Genomic DNA, 19197 nt, shown 5'->3' with positions numbered 1-19197 from the left:
ACAGCCACGCTCCCGATGAACTGAATCCGGATAAATCCGGGTTCCTCAATCCATCGCAGCTCCGCCCCCCGCGGTCGGGCGTGTCGCGAATAATTCGCGCACGTACCCGCACTAGTTATGCAAGGGACTTGTTGCACCTGGTCTTTAACTTGGACCCTGCGACGAGCATTATCTCGACCGGGACACGAAAAAGCACTTGGGCAACTCAATAAGTATGCCGGATTCGCCCGATTATTACCAATCGGGCCAAGGTAGGCGCTGGCCTCGTATGCACGAGCAAGGCCCCGACGCCAGCGTCATTTAGCGCTCTTGACGCGCGTGAGATGCTTCAAGCGTGAGCAATGTCACCGGAGATGCGAGTATCCCCGCTCCCCCAACCCAGGAGTCCTTTGCGGCTGTCCCCACCCGGAGAGTTGGCGGACGGTGGATCCTGTTCTTTGCGCTGAGCTGGTTTGGTGTCTGGATTGCCCAGTTGACGCCTGTCCAGTTGCTGCTTCCTTTGCAGGTGGAGAAGTATCTGCAGGCAACGGACTGGGTAGAGAACGTTCTAGGGTTTGGCCTGATCTCGGGCATCGCCGGAGCCTTCGCCCTGCTCGCCTACCCTCTCACCGGAGCGTTGTCGGACCGCACCACGTCCCGCTTCGGCCGCCGTCGTCCATGGATCGCCTTGGGCACGTCGGGATTCGCCGCGTCCTTGCTGCTCTTGGGTCTGCAGACATCGCTGCTGGGCATCGGGATTTGCTGGGTGGCTGCGAGTACGTTTTTCTGCGTCCTGACGGCAGCGTTGACGGCTGCCATCTCCGATCAGGTGCCGGTGAATCAGCGCGGCTATGTGTCGGGTTGGATTTCGGCCCCGCAAGCCATTGGCATCATTGCCGGCCTGGTTTTGGTGATGGCGCTGGGGTTGGGCACTTTTGGCGGATATGCCCTGATGGCCGGACTCCTGGTTGCTCTGGGCCTACCCTTCTTGCTCCTTATTCCTGACGCCGTGCTGCCCCAGGGGATCGTTGCGCCGCTGACGTGGCGAACGTTGCTGGAGGGCCTGTGGATCAGCCCGCGCAAGCATCCGGATTTTGGCTGGACGCTTCTGAGCCGCGTCTTGGTTAACTTGGGCAACGCCTTTGGCACCAGTCTGCTGCTCTATTTCTTGATGTACGGGCTCAAGGTGGACGACGCCGAAAGCTCGCTGATAGTACTGACACTCGTGTACATGGTCTTCGTGATCATTGCCTCGCTGTGGCTGGGCCGGCTCTCCGACAAATGGGGCAGGCGCCGGGCTTTTGTCTTTGGTTCCTCGATTCTCCAAGCTGCTGCGGCTCTGATTCTTGCTTTTGTACCCACCATGGGCGCGGCAACCTTCGCCGCCGCCCTTCTGGGTCTGGGCTATGGCTGCTTCCTCTCTGTGGACCAGGCGCTGGCCACGCAAGTGCTGCCGGATCAACTCTCGCGCGGGAAGGACTTGGGGATCATGAACATCGCCCTGACGGTTCCGCAGGCCTTCGCCCCTATGCTGGGTGCCCTGCTGGTCAGTGCGGTTGGCGGCTTCACACTGTTGTTTGTGGTCTCCGGTGTCACCGCGCTGGCCGGAGCCTGGGCTGTCAGCCGTGTCAAGGGTGTCCGGTAAATACGACGGCGGGTCCCGGCACCCGCTGCTCCCCCACCCGGGTGCCGCTAGGCTGGGCGGCGGCCGGTTGGGAGGGATGTTCCGCCGTCGGTATCCCCTGTCGCCTTCTCGATCAGGGCTACTTCCCGATCAGAGCTGGGCCCTTCAGTACTGGGACGGAGGCTGCTCTGGCTGCCTTGGTTGCTGCCCGGGCTGCTGTGGAGCTGGCTGCTGTGGGGTGTACTGCTGCTCCGGCTGCTGTGGCGCGTACTGCGGCGGGGTTGGAGTCTGTTGCCCCATCTCTGGACGGGCCATCAGGTACGGGGGCAGGGGCGGTTGGCTGCCCGGATCCGTGGGCATGGGGTTGCTCCCCTGCGGCTTCTTGCGATTCAACCGCCAAATGGCGAAGGCGATCAGGCCCAACGCCAGCAGTGCGAGCAAGATGTAGGTGAAGCCGCGCAGGTACCAGATGACGGCTGTGGCAACTCCTACGGCACCCCAAATGGTGAAAACGCGTTCGTCCAGGCCCAAGCCAACAGCCAGCAACGCCACGAACACCAGCAGCGAAACAAGCTGCTGCAGGGCATCGCCGCTGAAGATGGTCAGGAACCCGCCCAGGCTTGCCGCAACAGCTGCCGCCATGAGCATTCCCTTGCCAGCGGCTGCCTGTTTGGCCTGATAACGGATCACGGCTAGCGCGGCCAGCGCCAGGGCTGTCCACTGCACGAACCAGAAGAAGCCCAGGTCCACATACACGCTGCAGGCCCAGAACCAGGTCACGGCGCAGGCCAGCACCGCAATGTCCATGGCCAAACGGCGGCGCGCGGGCGGAACCTCCACGCAGCCGAGCACCGCAACGCCTGTGAAGGCAGCGGCGCCCAGCAGTGCTGTGGAGTCGTATCCCACGGCCCACAAAGCGAAGAGGGCTCCGCCGCCGAGTGCCACGGCAACCAGAGCGCCTCGCTGCACCTGCGGTTCCCGGACCAGGGACAGCAGGACCATGCGCACAATGTATAGCGTGCCCACAACCACCACGAATGCCGCTAAGGAAGCGTATCCGGTGTTGTCCACGAGATCGTCCACCTGGATGCCGAAAAGGACAGCGGACAATAGCACCATGAGGGAGCCGGGCAACGTCAGCCACGGGAGCTTCATGACATGGGTACCCAGCAAGAGCGCCAGGCCAGCCACCAGCCACATCGCAGCAAAAATGCCTGTCGCGGCGGCGCTATCCACAATGGTGGCAGTGACCAGGAAACTGCCCGTGGCTACCAACCAGTACCAGCGCATCTCGGGTGCGGCGGGCTCGCTGGCGCAGCGCCACACGATAGCCGCGACGCAGAGTCCAAGGAGTATCAGCGCCGTGGCGCCGGGCCACATGACAGGCGCGATCACGGCCGCGCCGCCCATGGCGGCAACAATGGCCAGGTAGGAGGCGCCGCGCTGCTTCAACCACACTTGGGCTGCCAGTGCCGAAGCGGCCAGGACCACCAGCTCCACCGCAACCACCCAGCGAAGGGCTGTTCCCGAGGGCTGGAATCCGAGGGACAGGACCACATAGGAAAACGGCACCAGCACCTGTGCGCCAAGCAGCAGCCACAGGCCGATCCGCAGGAACTGCTCCTGACCCACCGCCGCATTGAACCGCCCTGGCACGCCGGCAAGGTACGCCAGCCCCAGTTGCAGCAGGAGCACTCCAGTGAGTACCAGTGAAACTACCTCGAGGTTGTCCGTCATCTCCCTGACAACAATCCAAGCCAGTCCGAATACGGCCGCCCTGGCGAGCAGGAAATGCCCTCCTCGTAGACCTTCGGTGCCGGCCCGGGCCGCCAGGAACCCAGATGTGAGCGTCAGCATTCCAACGACTACGGCAGCCTGCGGGCGGTCACCCAGCGAGAGTAGCGAGAGCAGCGCCAGTGCCACCGGTCCGGCCCACAGCACCGTGGACATGGCGGCGCTGCGCAGAGTGCCGCACGCAGCAAGGGCAGACACCGCCGCTGCAGCCAATACAACGGCAGTCCGCGCCGTCCAGAGCCCAAGTTCAGAAGCGAGGATTCCCGGTGTCGCCATGAGAACAACGGCGGCCAGCGTCAGCCCGACGTCGACCTGCAGCCCCCAGATGCGCCGGCCATGCCCTGCCACCACCGTGAGGATCACCAGCTGGGGCAGCAAGGCCACCAGCATGATTGTGCCAAGACCCACGGGGGTGCCAGCAAGGGTTGTCGCCGGATCGAACTCCCGCCACAGCTGGAAAAGCGCAATGGCCAGCAGTAGGGAAACTGCCCGTGCCGCCCGCCAGTAGGCCCAGCGGTGCAGCGTTTCTTTCTGCTGGCGCAGTAGGCTGCCCGCGAGCAGTAGGTAGGCCAGCCCGGCAGCCCAGACGATGCTGGCCCCACCGGCGTCAAAGACTGGTCCGGTGCACAGCGCGGCAATGACAAGGTACGACGGCGCCACCACCTCCGCGCGGGAGAACCCTCCAGCGCGGGGCAGCTTGGTCAGGGAGAGTACGGCCGCTGCAAGCCCCATGGCAAGAGCCGAAACCAGGAACTCCGCCCGCAGCTGGGGCAGTGCGGCGGCGCCAAGGAAGGAAAGTCTTGACTGGCCTGCGTAGGAAACCGAGAGCAGCACCACCAGTCCGGTTCCCACCACTGCCCAAGCCGCGGCCGAATAGCTGGTGGCCGGGTTTGCCGCACCGAATCTGGCCAGCATGGCATCGGTCAGCAACTGCAACGCCGAGACTCCGGCCATGACGGCGAGGATCAAGTGGACCTTGCCCGGTTGGGCGGGGATGAACTGTGCCAGCGCCGCTGCCACAAAGGCGCTCACCAGCACCCGGGCCACAATCAGCATGGCATGCCCTAAAGTGGTGTTTCGCGCGAACAGGTGCCTGGCGGCCGAGTAGATAGCGCCAATCGCCGTCAGGACCATCCAATCCGATGCGGTCAGGAACGGTGCGCATAGCAGAGTGAGCGCCACGGCTGGCAGTGGCAGCCACTCCCCTTTGGGCAGGAACGCGGGCACCACAGCGGTTGCGGTGATCAGTGCAACCGCAAGGCCCAGAGCAACAAAGGATGAGTTGCCCGATTCCACGCCGAAGGGAAGGGCCAGACCAACGGTCCACGCCACAGCACCTGCGGCCACCAGCGGGACGCTGGTGAACACGTCGCGGTCAGCCCAACGGCCTTCGCGGAAGAAGAGGGTCAGCTGGTCCCGGCGGTAGGCCACGGCAATAGCTTGCAGGGCCAGTCCAAGCGTGAATGCCCCGGCCGACCACGCCAGTTCGGACTGGATCAGCCAGCCTATAAAGGGAGCAGCAAGAGTCACGGATGCCCTGAGGCCGAGGTAGTTCCACCTGCGCATTGCAGGGGCACAGAGGGAAACCATCACGGCGTAGTAGATGGTACCCGCGAGTAAAACGAGGGTGTGGTCGGCCGCGTTCAAGGCGAGCGAGAAGACGAGCGAACCGGCAATGCCCACGGGCGCAAACCAAGGACCCAGATCGGACAACGGCTTGGCATACAAGTTGGATTCGTCGCCGCTTTTGCCCAGCAGGTGTCCGGCCAGGGACAGTAGTGCCGAGAAGACAACCAATGCGGCGAAGTACCAGGCCAGCGCCGCGCCAAGGACCGCCACGGAAGACCACGCAGTGGACAGTAGGAAGGCGAGGGACAGGTAAACAACCAGCCGGCTTTGCAAGCGCACGGCCGCAACCACATAAGCCACGGTGCCAATCAGCGACGTCACGAGCCACACAACCGGGGCGTCGGGGAAGCCCAGGTTGTACGTGGCCAGACCTGCGAAAGGAATGATGGCCAGCGCGGTGCCGGTGAAGGCAACAGCCGCAGGCTTGAGCCTGGCAACCTTGCTGTGGAGCATCAGGCCAGCGCCATAGAAAAGCGCCGTGGCCAGCCAGACCCCAACAAGCCGCACGGGCACCGGCTGGCTGCTGCCAACGAACAAGGCAGCGGCGGCCACCATCAGCAGGCTGGCAACGTACAAGGTGATGTTGATGTTCTGGGTTTCCCGCCGGCTCTTCCGGGCGGCCAAGGCGGCCGGGTCAAGGGGAACATGTGGCGGACGCTGCGCCATGATCGGCGGTGCCATGGGGCTGGCTTGGCGGAGCACGGGCGCCGGCATGATATTTGGCGGGGGGCCGGCCATTGCGGGCCGGGCGGGGAAGGTCTGGCTCTGCGTTGGCCCTTGCACGGGCTGTTGCAGTGGCTGTTGCAGTGCATGAGGCGGGGGAAGCTGCAGTTGGGGAACCGGCGGCCCATTAACGGGCGGTGCAGCAACAGGAGAAGTCACAAGAGGTTGTGCCGGTGCCGCCTGTGTGATCTGGACGCCGGAAGCAGTCTGGGCGGCCTGGGCTGCAAGGGCGTCGCGCCAACCGGCAAGGTGCCCGTCCAGGTAGCCGCTGCGATAGGCCTGCTGAACGGCAGACGGTGAGGGCGGCTGGGCCGGAATTTCAGGTACCCGATCCTGGTTCATGCGACTCCCCTAGTGACTGTAGGCTCCCATCCTAGGCCAGCAGGTGGACAAAACCACCACTTAGACCACCAAATGGATATAACTATCCGGCGTCTGAAATCGACAGCATTTCAGCAATTAGGGCCTCGTCTCCGCAGGCCGTGGCAAACGCTGAAATACGACGCTCAATCTCCCGCCCCAGCAACCATTCGCCAACGGGGTGAGCCAGCCACCTCAGCCATCCCGGCCGGCAGGAGAAGGTGTACTTCCAGACTAGGCGAGTTCCGCCGTCGTGCTCGGAAAAACGCCAGCCACCGCCAAACTGCTCAAAAAACCACGGCCCGGTAACCATCTTCATGCCGACGTTCCGGCCCGGGACATACGAGACGTACTCGCTAACCATGAGCAGCCCCATCCTCGACCGCGTCCGGGTCCGCACACCCTTGGCCGCCTGAGTGGCACCGCCCTCAAAATGCTGCGAGTGGATGAACGGGTCCCACTTCAGCCGGAAGTTGCCAGTGGTCTGGGAGAGTTCGAAGGCTGTGGCAGCATCCAGCCGCACAGTCCGTTCGGCAACGACCTGAGGCACGGATCAGCCCTCCTGAATTCGGCGTATGGCGCGCACTAGGCTCACGGTTCCGCCAACGCCCGCACCAACGCCGAGGACCATGAGTCCCAGGCCCAGATAGTTGGGGAAGCTCCAGCCCGTGGCGGTCAGTGCCGGAATTTCGCTCTCTAGCTCGACGGCGGGACTCTCACCCAGGCGGTAGCGCACGGGTTGGCCCACGATCTCACCCTTCGTGGGGAAGTCCACCAACCAGCCTCGAGTGGAGATGCCGGGGCCTGGATAGTCGGGAAAGTGGTTGGTAGTGAGCGTGTGTTCCGTCCCGTCGCTGCCCGTAAACGTCAATTCCACCCTGAAGGATTGATGTATCCCACTGTCGTTAAGGCCCACATTGACCCGGGCATCGGTGACAGTTCCAGGCAGCCCTGACTCCTGCAGGTCCCGAGCAGTATTCCCCGGATTGCTCCCCAACTGAAACATGTTCAAGCCAAACAGCAGTAAGGCTGCAGCAAACGCCAAGATGATGATGGATGCGGTTCGGAGTGTCCGCGCAGGAACTTGTTGCTTGCTGATTGCCATGATTCCAGCCTATAGCGCCGCCGCTGCCGCACCATGGGCATTACTGCCCATCGGAAATTTTGCCCACATCTTCTACGCTGGTCATAAGAACGTGTAGCCCCGCACCCACCCGCAGGCCACCCCCGCCCGAACGGACTGACATGAACGAACAAATGCTCGGCGCCGACCCGGAAGAACTCCGGGCACTGGCCAAGCTCTTCAACAAATACTCATCCGCTCTGGAATCTACCTCCAGCCAGCTCCACCCCACCATCATGCGTGCGCGCTGGACCGGACCCGATGCCCAGCGGTTCCGCCAGGACTGGACGGCTCGCCTGCGGCCACAGATAAAATCGGCCAGCGAGATGTTCACCGACACCGCGGATAAATTGAAGGCCCAGGCCAGAGAGCAGGAAACCGCCTCCAGTGAAAGCAGCCTGAGCGGCAGCGGCGGAAACGGCAGCGGAAACGCTGGTGGCGGAAATAGCGGGGACAAGTCCCCCAGCACACTTCAGGACGAGTTGGAAAACCTTGGCAACCGCAGCGAGCAGGACGTGCGGGACTGGTGGAATGGTCTCAGCGACGAACAGCAGAAGGAATTGCTGGACGGCCAGGACGAAAATGGCATCCCCAATGCCTATTATCTGGCTGCCCTAGAGGACAAGCTCCCTCTGGAAGACCAGCGCGCCATCCGCGAACACCTCGTGGAGACGGCAAAATCGTCCATTCCCATGTACTCCCACACCGACAAGATCGGTGTGGACGGTCAGATCGCCTGGGTGCATGGCGGCGCCCACCTCTCCAGTCAGATTACGCAAAACGCTGACGGATCGGTGAAGCTGACCCTCGCAGGAGATGTCGGCGGAGGCGTCAACACCCCCGGCACAGCGGCAGGAGCTAACGCGACCCTGTCCGGCGAGCTATCCAAGACCTACACCTTCAACAGCCTCGAGGAAGCCTTGGCTGCCCGAGAGCAAATGCTCAACGACCTGCCGCCGGACAGCTTCGGACGCGCCTCCGAGGCCGTCAAGAACCCTGGCGAATACATCGAAGGGACACTGGACACCGCAGCCAACCAACACGGTTCCACCAAGGAGTACCTGAACGCCAAGGGAACCTTATCCATCGGCGTCACGGGCGAAATCACCGACGGCGCCTCCGCCTCGGCCAAACTGGACCTCGCCTATGAGCGGAACCTGGACGACGGGACCGCAAGCGCCAGCGTGAAAGCTTCGGTTAGCGCGGAGCTGGATCTTGGCGAAGGCATGAAGTTCGGCGGCGACGGTGAAGCGGGCGTGACACTGTCCATGGACAAGGACGGCGATATCCAGAAGATGACGATTGACCTCAAGGGCACCTTGGAAGGCTCCGCGGAGGTCCAGGCTAATCCCAATGCCCAGGATCCGCTGGCAGAATTCCTCGGCGAGACCCCTGTCAAGGAAGGCCCTAGCGCCGAAGCCGCCGCCGGTGTGCAAGGCACCGTGAGTCTGGAACTGCAGAACACGCCAGAAAACCAGGGACTCATCCAGAGCTACCTAGGCAACACCGCCAGCGGCAATGACCAAGGCGCCGCAACCGACCTGGAGAAGATCTACCACGCCTCCGCCGTCACCGTGCAGGCAAATTCAGTTGTCTCCACGGAAAACAACTTGGTTGACTTTGACAGCGGTGCCGCATCACTGAAGGTTGGTGCTTCGTCCGAGACCACCGTCAACGCCGGAACCGCCCACAAGTCAGCTTACGATGAGAGCTACCAGCCCATCCGCGGAGAATCGCACTACGGCCCCGCCAAGTAGCGCCGTAACCCCAGCATCATCCCCGCCAGACCAAGTCGCTACACGCAGTCGAGAGGCCCCACTTTGAGCCATCAATTTCAAACCGACCTAGGACTGACCCTCACCCTGCCCGAGGGCTCGGAGCCAGTCCCCGAGTCCAGCGCCGGGCCCAATAGCCGCCAGTTCAGCCTGGCCAACGGCGATGTGGTCTCGCTGATCCGCGATGACGCCACCGCCGCCACTCTGGCCGGCGTCATCGCCTGGACTCAGGGCATGGCCGCGCACTATGTGCAGAACTACGGCGCCGTGGAAGAAATGCAGGGCAGCATCAACAGTCCCGGCAAGGAAGCCTACGCTTATGCAGTCTCCTTCAAGGACGCCGACGGCGTCCCCCGCCGCGCCACGCTCATCGGTGTCCTGGCCGAGGGCACCTTTGCCGGTGCCACGCTGCTGTCGATCAACGCCGGACAGCCATTGGACGCAACACTGGTGCAGGGCATCGTGGACGGCATAGTACCCACTCACTAACGGGCGGTGCCCGGGCCGGGCACCACTCTGGCGGCGATCCGCGCAGAAGGGGCGCATCCGCCGTCGCACATTTCCATCAGCTCCGCAGTACCTCGCGAAACCCACCCAAGTGGCATGTCAAGCGTGCATTCAAGTCTTAAACAAGAGAAGGGCCCCAGCCGAAGCTGGGGCCCTTCCTTATAGATCTAAGTAATTAGAAATTACTTGATGATCTTGGTGACACGACCTGAACCAACGGTGCGGCCGCCTTCGCGGATAGCGAAGCCGAGGCCCTCTTCCATGGCGATCGGCTGGATCAGCGCGACAGTCATTTCGGTGTTGTCGCCAGGCATAACCATTTCCGTGCCCTCAGGCAAGGTGATGACGCCGGTAACATCCGTGGTGCGGAAGTAGAACTGCGGGCGGTAGTTGGAGTAGAACGGGTTGTGACGACCGCCCTCATCCTTGGCCAAGATGTAGACGTTGGCTTCGAAATCGGTGTGCGGGGTAATGGAACCCGGCTTCACGATAACCTGGCCACGCTCTACGTCTTCGCGCTTGATACCGCGGAGCAGCAGACCACAGTTCTCGCCGGCCCAAGCCTCGTCGAGCTGCTTGTGGAACATTTCGATACCGGTAACCGTGGTCTTCTGGACCGGGCGGATACCAACAATCTCAACCTCAGAGTTGATGCCCAAGGTGCCACGCTCGGCGCGGCCCGTAACGACGGTGCCACGACCGGTGATGGTGAAGACATCTTCAACCGGCATCAAGAACGGCTTGTCCTTGTCGCGGATCGGGTCAGGAACGTTGTTGTCAACGGCTTCCATCAGGTCCTCAACGGACTTGACCCATACGGGGTCGCCTTCCAGAGCCTTCAGGCCGGAAACGCGGACAACAGGTGCCTCGTCGCCGTCGAAGCCCTGTGAGGAGAGCAGTTCGCGAACTTCCATTTCGACCAAGTCGAGGAGTTCTTCGTCATCAACCATGTCGGACTTGTTCAGTGCGACCAGCAGGTAGGGAACGCCAACCTGGCGGGCCAACAGAACGTGCTCGCGAGTCTGAGCCATCGGGCCGTCAGTTGCAGCAACTACCAAGATAGCGCCGTCCATCTGAGCAGCACCGGTGATCATGTTCTTGATGTAGTCAGCGTGACCGGGGGCGTCTACGTGTGCGTAGTGGCGCTTCTCGGTCTGGTACTCAACGTGAGAGATGTTGATCGTGATACCACGCTGGCGCTCTTCCGGCGCCGAGTCGATGGAGCTGAAATCACGCTGCTCGTTGAGATCCGGGTACTTGTCGTACAGTACCTTGGAAATGGCAGCAGTCAACGTGGTCTTACCATGGTCAACGTGACCGATGGTGCCGATGTTAACGTGCGGCTTGGTCCGCTCGAACTTTGCCTTTGCCACAGGTTCCTCCTAGAACATTTAGAAAACTTACTCTCAGAGACGCTGTTCGTCACTGAAATCAAAATAAGTCTACTGGGGGCTTTTGATATTTAAGAAATTGCTTCAGATTGGGTCGCATCCAGCCTAATGCCAGATGCGACCCAGTCAAAAGAGCGACTACTCGCCGCGGGCCTTCTGGATGATCTCGTCGGCAACAGCCTTCGGAACCTCAGAGTAGCTATCGAACTTCATCGAGTACACGGCACGACCCTGGGTCTTGGACCGCAGGTCACCGATGTAACCGAACATGCCGGACAAGGGAACAAGAGCCTTGATGACCTTGACACCGCTTGCGTCCTCCATGGACTGCATCTGGCCACGACGAGAGTTGATGTCACCGATTACTTCACCCATGTATTCCTCAGGGGTGCGGACTTCAACTTCCATCAACGGCTCAAGCAGAATGGGGTTGGCCATCCGAGCAGCTTCCTTGAACGCCATACGCCCGGCGATCTTGAAGGCCATTTCGGAGGAGTCAACATCGTGAGACGCACCGTCAAGCAGTGTGGCCTTGATGCCAACCATGGGGTAACCGGCCAGCACGCCATCAGGCAGTGCGGACTGGATGCCCTGGTCAACGCTGGGGATGTATTCGCGAGGAACACGGCCACCGGTGACCTTGTTGCTGAACTCGTACATTTCGCCTTCAGAAGTATCCAGGGGCTCAATGGCGATCTGGATCTTAGCGAACTGACCTGAACCACCGGTCTGCTTCTTGTGCGTGTAGTCGTGCTTAGCAACGGCGCGCTTGATGGTTTCGCGGTACGCAACCTGCGGCTTGCCAACGTTGGCTTCAACGTTGAATTCGCGACGCATGCGGTCCACAAGGATGTCCAAGTGGAGCTCGCCCATGCCGCCAATTTCGGTCTGGCCGGTGTCTTCGTTGAGGTTGACGGTGAACGTCGGGTCCTCAGCGGAGAGCTTCTGGATAGCCGTGGAGAGCTTCTCCTGGTCACCCTTGGTCTTCGGCTCAATGGCAACGAAGATCACGGGAGCGGGGAAGGTCATCGACTCAAGAACGATCGGGTTAGCCGGATCGCACAAGGTATCACCGGTGGTGGTGTCCTTGAGGCCAATCACAGCGTAGATGTGACCTGCGTGGATCTCATCTACGGGCATTTCCTTATTGGCGTGCATCTGGAAGAGCTTGCCAATACGTTCCTTCTTCTGCTTTGTCGAGTTCAGCAGCTGTGTACCGGAAGTTACCTTGCCGGAGTACACGCGGATGAAGTTCAACTGACCGAAGAACGGGTGCGTAGCGATCTTGAACGCCAGAGCCGAGAACGGCTCCGTTTCGCTCGGTTCGCGCTTGATCTCGATGGACTCGTCGCGAGGATCGTGACCGATCATTGCGCCAACGTCGATCGGGTTCGGCAGGTAATCGATGACAGCATCGAGCATCGGCTGAACGCCACGGTTCTTGAAAGCAGAACCACAGAAGACCGGGTAGATCTCAGAGTTGACGGTCATCTTGCGGATGCCAGCCTTGAGTTCCTCGATGGAAGGCTCTACGCCCTCGAGGTACTTCTCCATGAGCTCTTCGGAGGACTCTGCAACGGCCTCAACGAGGGCTGCGCGGTACTCTTCAGCCTTTTCCTGAAGATCCGCGGGGATCTCCTGGATTTCGTAAGCAGCACCCATGGTGACGTCACCCTTGGAGTCGCCGGCCCAGACGAATGCCTTCATCGTCATCAGGTCAACAACACCGGTGAATTCACTCTCGACGCCGATCGGCAGCTGCATTACCAACGGCTTGGCACCCAAGCGGTTGATGATGGTGTCTACGGTGAAGTAGAAGTCAGCACCGAGCTTGTCCATCTTGTTGACAAAGCAGATACGCGGAACGTTGTACTTGTCAGCCTGACGCCAAACGGTCTCGGACTGCGGCTCAACGCCTTCCTTGCCATCGAAGACAGCAACGGCGCCATCGAGAACTCGCAAGGAGCGCTCAACTTCCACCGTGAAGTCAACGTGGCCGGGAGTGTCAATGATGTTGATCTGGTTGTTGTTCCAGAAGCAGGTCACGGCGGCGCTCGTGATGGTGATGCCGCGTTCCTTTTCCTGTTCCATCCAGTCAGTCGTCGAAGCACCGTCGTGCGTTTCGCCGATCTTGTGGTTCACACCCGTGTAGAACAGGATGCGCTCAGTGGTAGTGGTCTTGCCAGCATCAATGTGGGCCATGATGCCGATGTTGCGGACCTTCAGAAGGTCTGTAAGCACGTCCTGTGCCACGGTTTCTCCCTTGTCTAGAGATGAGCGGAAAGCTTGCCGGCGGGTTGAGCCGCCGGCAAGCTATTTGCTCTAGTTACCAGCGGTAATGGGCGAAGGCCTTGTTGGACTCTGCCATCTTGTGGGTATCTTCGCGACGCTTAACAGCGGCACCAAGACCATTGGAGGCATCCAATACTTCGTTGCGCAAACGCTCGGTCATGGTCTTCTCGCGGCGAGCCTTTGAGTAACCAACCAACCAGCGAAGAGCAAGTGCGGTCTGACGACCCGGCTTGACTTCAACGGGAACCTGGTAGGTAGCGCCACCAACACGGCGGGACTTAACTTCAAGGCTCGGCTTGATGTTCTCCATGGCCTTCTTCAAGGCAACAACGGGATCAGCACCGGTCTTTTCGCGTACACCTTCGAGTGCACCGTAAACGATGCGCTCTGCGGTGGACTTCTTACCGTCAACGAGGACCTTGTTGATCAACTGAGTGACCAAGGGGGAACCGTATACGGGATCTACAACTAGCGGCCGCTTGGGGGCCGGACCCTTGCGAGGCATATTACTTCTTCTCCATCTTTGCACCGTAGCGGCTACGAGCCTGCTTGCGGTTCTTAACGCCCTGGGTATCCAATGCGCCACGGACGATCTTGTAACGAACACCGGGAAGGTCCTTAACACGGCCTCCACGAACGAGCACGATGGAGTGCTCCTGGAGGTTGTGGCCTACACCGGGGATGTAAGCAGTTACTTCCACGCCGCCGTTGAGGCGCACACGTGCAACCTTACGCAGAGCCGAGTTCGGCTTCTTCGGAGTGGTCGTGTAAACGCGCGTGCAAACGCCGCGACGCATGGGGCTACCCTTCAATGCGGGAGCCTTGGTCTTTGTGACCTTGGGTGTCCGGCCCTTTCGGACCAGCTGGTTAATCGTAGGCACTTTCGTGTTCTCCGTTGTTTTCTCGAGTGGATTCTCGTGTTGCTGGCCCCGACGCTCACATTAAACAGCCGCCGGGGAAAGCCTTTTACTGGTAGTCGCAGACTTGGCGACTTCACAGCGCCTAGGCATGCAAAAATGTGGCATTCGCTGTACAAGAACCGTACAACCCGGACCCGCATCCACTTCTTACGCCTAAACGTAAGGAAGTTGACACTCTTATCCACTGCCACACTAACAATTACTAATTACATTACCATGGGTTACCCCTCTGGCACGAATCCGCCTCTAGGCACGTACTTGACAGGCTAAGCAAGCAGGTGCACGCTCAGAGATACCCAACGACGCCGTCGGCCGCGTTTTCGAGCCGACGGCGCCTCACTTGCGGGTCGGCTTGGCAATTGAGCAGGTGCGTCATGAGTGATCCAGATTTGGTTCTTGAAGGTGGCGACGCAAAAGGCTCCAGTTTGGTCGGCGCGGTAGCCGCTTTGGCCGCCCACAGTGATCCTTACACTTTTCATCGAATTGCCGGCACGTCGGCACGGCAATAGTTGCCGGTCCCCTTGCCGCAGGCATGGGTGTTGCACAGGTGAAAACTGTCATGGAGCAGCTGGATTTTTTGCGCTTCGAAGACGAGGTGGGGTTCTTTTCACATATCCCCGGAGTGGGAGCAACGGCAAGTCTGTTCCTCCATAAAGGGCTCTACGCTGGTGGCTTCCTGCCTGACTGGCTCGCAGATACCCTCGCCGAACATGGCGTGCGCACATGGGCTGATCTACAGGAGGACGATCCAGACAGTGAACTACCACCGTCCCAGAGGTACAAGCTAATGGTGATTGTCTCTGATGTTTCACGAGGACTGATGCTCCGCCTGCCACTCAACAGATTTCAAGCTCACAGCCCGAGACAAACGGGACATGCACGCCAAGGGTCATGCCAGTGCGGAAAAGTTTCTTTCCACCTGGGAGTGGGAGAAGTGGAAGTCCGGCGACTATTCCCTGTAGCTGTGTAGTTGTGCAGGAGCGTTTGCCACATCACCCCATTATCTGAGCGAGCGTCGCTTAAAGTTCGACGGCGGTGACCCACCCTTTACAGGTGGCTCACCGCCGTCGAACGTTCGTTGCCTCCCTAACCTCGCAAGCTCGGTTCGGGACCCTCGACAACTCTCTTAGTCAGCTAATGTCAGCCGGAGAAGTTGGTACCGAGATCGTAGTCATCCAAGGGGATGGCACGGAACTCGTTGCCCAGATCTCCTACGCCGCCCACGTAGTCAAAGTCGCTGAATGCGCTCGGACCGGTGAACAGGTTGGCCTTGGCTTCTTCCGTGGGCTCCACCGTGACGTTGGTGTAGCGCGGAAGGCCGGTGCCGGCAGGGATCAACTTACCGATGATCACGTTCTCCTTCAGACCCAACAGCGGGTCCGACTTACCTTCCATGGCCGCCTGCGTCAGAACGCGGGTGGTCTCCTGGAAGGATGCGGCGGAGAGCCATGATTCGGTAGCCAAGGAAGCCTTGGTGATACCCATCAGTTCGTTACGACCTGATGCCGGCTTCTTGCCTTCGGACACAACGCGACGGTTTTCCGTCTCGAAGCGACCGCGCTCGGCGAGCTCGCCGGGCAGCAACTTGGAATCGCCGGACTCAATGACCGTGACGCGGCGAAGCATCTGGCGGACGATAACCTCGACGTGCTTGTCGTGGATACCCACACCCTGGCTGCGGTAAACGCCCTGAACTTCCTCAACGAGGTGCTTCTGAGCGGCACGCGGGCCGAGGATACGCAGAACCTGCTTGGGGTCAACCGCACCCACAATGAGCTTCTGGCCAACTTCAACATGCTCACCGTCAGCAACCGTCAGACGTGCACGGCGAAGAACCGGGTAAGCGATCTCTTCGGTGCCGTCGTCCGGTGTCAGGATCAAACGCATGGTCTTCTCGGACTCATCAATGTTGATGCGGCCGGCAGCTTCTGCGATCGGAGCAACACCCTTGGGGGTACGTGCTTCGAAGAGCTCCTGAATACGGGGCAGACCCTGGGTGATGTCCTCGCCACGGCTGGCAGAAACAGCACCACCGGTGTGGAAGGTACGCATGGTCAGCTGGGTACCGGGCTCACCAATGGACTGTGCGGCAATAATACCGACGGCCTCACCAATGTCCACGGTCTTGCCGGTGGCCAGTGAACGGCCGTAGCAAAGAGCACAGGTTCCAACAGTTGACTCACAGGTCAGAACCGAGCGGACCTTGATCTCTTCAACACCAGCTGCGAACAGCTGTGCGATGAGAACATCTCCGACATCGGCTCCGGCTTCAGCCAAGACAGTGCCTGAGGAGTCCACTACCTCGGAGGCCAAGGTACGAGCGTAAACGCTGTTCTCGACTTCCTCGTGCAGGACGAACTCGCCATTGCTATCAACGACAGCGATGGGCAGAGTCAAACCGCGCTCGGTGCCACAGTCGTCTTCGCGAACGATGACATCCTGTGAAACGTCAACCAGTCGACGCGTCAGGTAACCGGAGTTTGCCGTACGCAGAGCGGTATCAGCCAGACCCTTACGGGCACCGTGAGTAGCAATGAAGTACTCCAAAACCGACAGGCCCTCACGGTAAGAGGACTTGATCGGGCGAGGAATAATTTCACCCTTAGGGTTAGCCACCAAGCCACGGATACCGGCAATCTGGCGAACCTGCATCCAGTTACCACGAGCACCGGAGGAAACCATACGGTTAATCGTGTTGGATGCGGCGAAGGATGCGCGCATAACATCAGCGATCTCGTTGGTTGCCTGGTTCCAAATGTCGATGAGCTCCTGGCGGCGCTCCTCGTCAGCAATCAGACCCTTGTCGTACTGAGCCTGAACCTTGGCGGCCTTGATCTCGTAGCCTTCCAAGATGGCGGGCTTGGCTTCGGGCACCTTAATGTCCGAGATAGCAACTGTGACACCTGAACGGGTGGCCCAGTAGAAACCGGAATCCTTCAGGTTATCCAGTGTTGCTGCCACAACTACCTTGGGGTACCGCTCGGCGAGGTCGTTGACGATCTCGGAGAGCTGGCCCTTGTCGGCAACTGCTTCGATCCACGGGTAATCCGCAGGCAGAGTCTCGTTGAAGATGACCTGACCCAGTGAGGTATCGATAATGGCTGAATCGCCAGCAACGAAGCCTTCCGGACCCTTGCGCTCGACGCCCGGAATGAAGTTATCCAAACGGATCTTCACCTGCGAGTTCAAGTGCAGCTCACCGGCGTCGTGGGCCATGATGGCCTCGGCAGCGGTGGAGAAGCTGCGGCCTTCGCCAACAGAACCTTCGCGCTTGGTGGTCAAGTGGTACAGACCGATGATCATATCCTGTGACGGCAAGGTCACGGGACGGCCATCAGAAGGCTTCAAAATGTTGTTCGAGGACAACATCAAGATGCGAGCTTCAGCCTGAGCTTCGGGGCTCAACGGCAAGTGAACTGCCATCTGGTCACCGTCGAAGTCAGCGTTGAAAGCACCACAAACCAGCGGGTGAAGCTGGATTGCCTTACCTTCAACAAGCTGAGGCTCGAACGCCTGGATACCCAAACGGTGCAGGGTTGGTGCACGGTTCAGCAGTACCGGGTGCTCGGTGATGATCTCTTCGAGAACATCCCAAACCTGGGGACGGAAACGCTCAACCATGCGCTTGGCGCTCTTGATGTTCTGAGCATGGTTGAGATCAACCAAGCGCTTCATCACGAACGGCTTGAAGAGCTCCAGAGCCATCTGCTTAGGCAGACCACACTGGTGCAGCTTCAGCTGCGGGCCAACAACAATAACCGAACGGCCAGAGTAGTCAACGCGCTTACCCAAGAGGTTCTGACGGAAACGACCCTGCTTACCCTTGAGCATGTCGCTCAGGGACTTCAACGGACGGTTACCCGGACCGGTGACGGGGCGGCCACGACGACCGTTATCGAAGAGCGAGTCAACAGCTTCCTGCAGCATGCGCTTTTCGTTGTTGACGATGATCTCCGGAGCACCCAAATCAAGCAGGCGCTTGAGACGGTTGTTGCGGTTGATCACGCGACGGTACAGATCGTTCAAGTCCGAGGTGGCGAAACGGCCACCGTCGAGCTGAACCATGGGGCGCAGTTCCGGCGGGATCACCGGGACGGCGTCCAGAACCATGCCAAGCGGGCTGTTGTTGGTGGTCAGGAATGCGTTGACAACCTTCAGTCGCTTCAGTGCACGGGTCTTGCGCTGGCCCTTGCCATTGGCAATGATGTCGCGCAGGATCTCGGCTTCGCCAGCCATGTCGAACGTCGCAAGACGGCTCTTGATGGCTTCGGCACCCATGGAACCTTCGAAGAACATGCCGTAGCGCTCGCGCAGTTCGCGGTAAAGAGCTTCGTCACCTTCCAGGTCGGCAACCTTGAGAGCCTTGAAACGGTCCCAGACCTGCTCGAGGCGGTCGATGTCGGCGTCGGCGCGCTTACGCACGTTAGCCATCTGACGGTCCGCGGAGTCGCGAGCCTTCTTCTTATCGGCAGCCTTGGCGCCTTCGCCTTCAAGACGAGCAAGCTCGCCTTCCAGGTCGCGGGCGATCGTGGCGATGTCGGAGTCACGAGTGTCCACCATGCGCTTCTTTTCCAGATCATGCTCGATCTGGAGGTTCGGCAGTTCTTCGTGGCGGGCAGCATCGTCGACGCTGGTGATCATGTAGGCAGCGAAGTAAATGACCTTTTCAAGGTCCTTCGGAGCCAGATCCAAGAGGTAGCCCAAGCGCGAGGGAACGCCCTTGAAGTACCAGATGTGAGTTACGGGAGCGGCAAGCTCAATGTGGCCCATGCGCTCACGGCGTACCTTTGCGCGGGTGACTTCAACGCCACAACGCTCGCAAATGATGCCCTTGAAGCGCACGCGCTTGTACTTGCCGCAGTAGCACTCCCAGTCACGGGAAGGGCCGAAGATCTTCTCGCAGAAGAGCCCGTCCTTTTCCGGCTTGAGCGTGCGGTAGTTGATAGTTTCCGGCTTCTTGACTTCGCCGTGTGACCAGTCGCGGATATCTTGCGCGGTGGCCAGGCCAATCTGCATGAGGCCGAAGGAGGATTCGCTGGACATATGGGTCCTGTTCTCTCTAATTCTCTAAGTCTGAATG

The 19197-nt window shown here is 60.2% G+C and carries 11 protein-coding genes; 3 read left to right on the top strand and 8 right to left on the bottom strand.

From position 1 onward, the window contains the following. Nucleotides 1-334 precede the first annotated feature (334 nt). Nucleotides 335-1624, top strand: a complete 1290-nt coding sequence (locus CXQ93_RS09485) for an MFS transporter (RefSeq protein WP_258068779.1) — start codon at nucleotides 335-337, stop codon at nucleotides 1622-1624. A gap of 144 nt (nucleotides 1625-1768) precedes the next feature. Here CXQ93_RS09485 and CXQ93_RS20645 read toward each other — a convergent pair whose 3' ends face one another. From CXQ93_RS20645 to CXQ93_RS09470, 3 genes are all read right to left on the bottom strand, one after another. Then, nucleotides 1769-6091 (bottom strand): hypothetical protein, encoded by a 4323-nt coding sequence (locus CXQ93_RS20645; RefSeq protein ID WP_181036102.1) that lies wholly within the window; start codon nucleotides 6089-6091, stop codon nucleotides 1769-1771. Nucleotides 6092-6173: 82 nt separating this feature from the next. Then, nucleotides 6174-6659 carry an SRPBCC family protein gene (locus tag CXQ93_RS09475; protein ID WP_104110176.1) on the bottom strand — a complete coding sequence of 162 codons (486 nt, stop codon included), beginning with the start codon at nucleotides 6657-6659 and terminating at the stop codon, nucleotides 6174-6176. Between the two features lie 3 nt (nucleotides 6660-6662). Further along, on the bottom strand, nucleotides 6663-7214 hold the full coding sequence (locus tag CXQ93_RS09470) for a hypothetical protein (protein ID WP_104110175.1): 552 nt from the start codon (nucleotides 7212-7214) through the stop codon (nucleotides 6663-6665). 140 nt (nucleotides 7215-7354) lie between these two features. On the opposite strand from CXQ93_RS09470, the gene CXQ93_RS09465 reads away from it, so the two are divergent. Continuing rightward, nucleotides 7355-8989 (top strand): WXG100 family type VII secretion target, encoded by a 1635-nt coding sequence (locus CXQ93_RS09465; protein WP_146073203.1) that lies wholly within the window; start codon nucleotides 7355-7357, stop codon nucleotides 8987-8989. Nucleotides 8990-9052: 63 nt separating this feature from the next. Further along, on the top strand, nucleotides 9053-9496 hold the full coding sequence (locus CXQ93_RS09460; RefSeq protein WP_104110173.1) for a hypothetical protein: 444 nt from the start codon (nucleotides 9053-9055) through the stop codon (nucleotides 9494-9496). Between the two features lie 200 nt (nucleotides 9497-9696). On the opposite strand, the gene tuf is transcribed toward CXQ93_RS09460, so the two are convergent. The 5 genes from tuf to CXQ93_RS09435 all read right to left on the bottom strand — a co-directional run bounded on the left by tuf (nucleotide 9697) and on the right by CXQ93_RS09435 (nucleotide 19160). Beyond that, nucleotides 9697-10887 (bottom strand): elongation factor Tu, encoded by a 1191-nt coding sequence (gene tuf / locus CXQ93_RS09455; RefSeq protein WP_062286627.1) that lies wholly within the window; start codon nucleotides 10885-10887, stop codon nucleotides 9697-9699. A 156-nt stretch (nucleotides 10888-11043) separates the two neighbouring features. Next, entirely contained in the window at nucleotides 11044-13158 is a 2115-nt protein-coding gene (gene fusA / locus CXQ93_RS09450; protein ID WP_104110172.1) for an elongation factor G, read from the bottom strand. Between the two features lie 73 nt (nucleotides 13159-13231). Continuing rightward, nucleotides 13232-13702, bottom strand: a complete 471-nt coding sequence (gene rpsG, locus CXQ93_RS09445) for a 30S ribosomal protein S7 (RefSeq protein ID WP_038464713.1) — start codon at nucleotides 13700-13702, stop codon at nucleotides 13232-13234. A gap of 1 nt (nucleotide 13703) precedes the next feature. Beyond that, nucleotides 13704-14078, bottom strand: coding sequence for a 30S ribosomal protein S12 (gene rpsL / locus CXQ93_RS09440; RefSeq protein WP_038464715.1), 375 nt, complete (start codon nucleotides 14076-14078; stop codon nucleotides 13704-13706). Between the two features lie 1179 nt (nucleotides 14079-15257). Beyond that, on the bottom strand, nucleotides 15258-19160 hold the full coding sequence (locus CXQ93_RS09435; protein ID WP_104110171.1) for a DNA-directed RNA polymerase subunit beta': 3903 nt from the start codon (nucleotides 19158-19160) through the stop codon (nucleotides 15258-15260). Nucleotides 19161-19197 lie beyond the last annotated feature (37 nt).

Source organism: Arthrobacter sp. N199823 (assembly GCF_002929705.1).
GTDB lineage: Bacteria > Actinomycetota > Actinomycetes > Actinomycetales > Micrococcaceae > Specibacter.
This window is presented reverse-complemented; position numbering and strand designations above follow the sequence as displayed.

Coding starts and splice junctions, on each gene's coding strand:
- CXQ93_RS20645 (WP_181036102.1), bottom strand. CDS start 6,091: ATGAACCAGGATCGGGTACCTGAAATTCCGGCCCAGCCGCCCTCACCG.
- CXQ93_RS09470 (WP_104110175.1), bottom strand. CDS start 7,214: ATGGCAATCAGCAAGCAACAAGTTCCTGCGCGGACACTCCGAACCGCA.
- CXQ93_RS09465 (WP_146073203.1), top strand. CDS start 7,355: ATGAACGAACAAATGCTCGGCGCCGACCCGGAAGAACTCCGGGCACTG.
- rpsG (WP_038464713.1), bottom strand. CDS start 13,702: ATGCCTCGCAAGGGTCCGGCCCCCAAGCGGCCGCTAGTTGTAGATCCC.
- CXQ93_RS09435 (WP_104110171.1), bottom strand. CDS start 19,160: ATGTCCAGCGAATCCTCCTTCGGCCTCATGCAGATTGGCCTGGCCACC.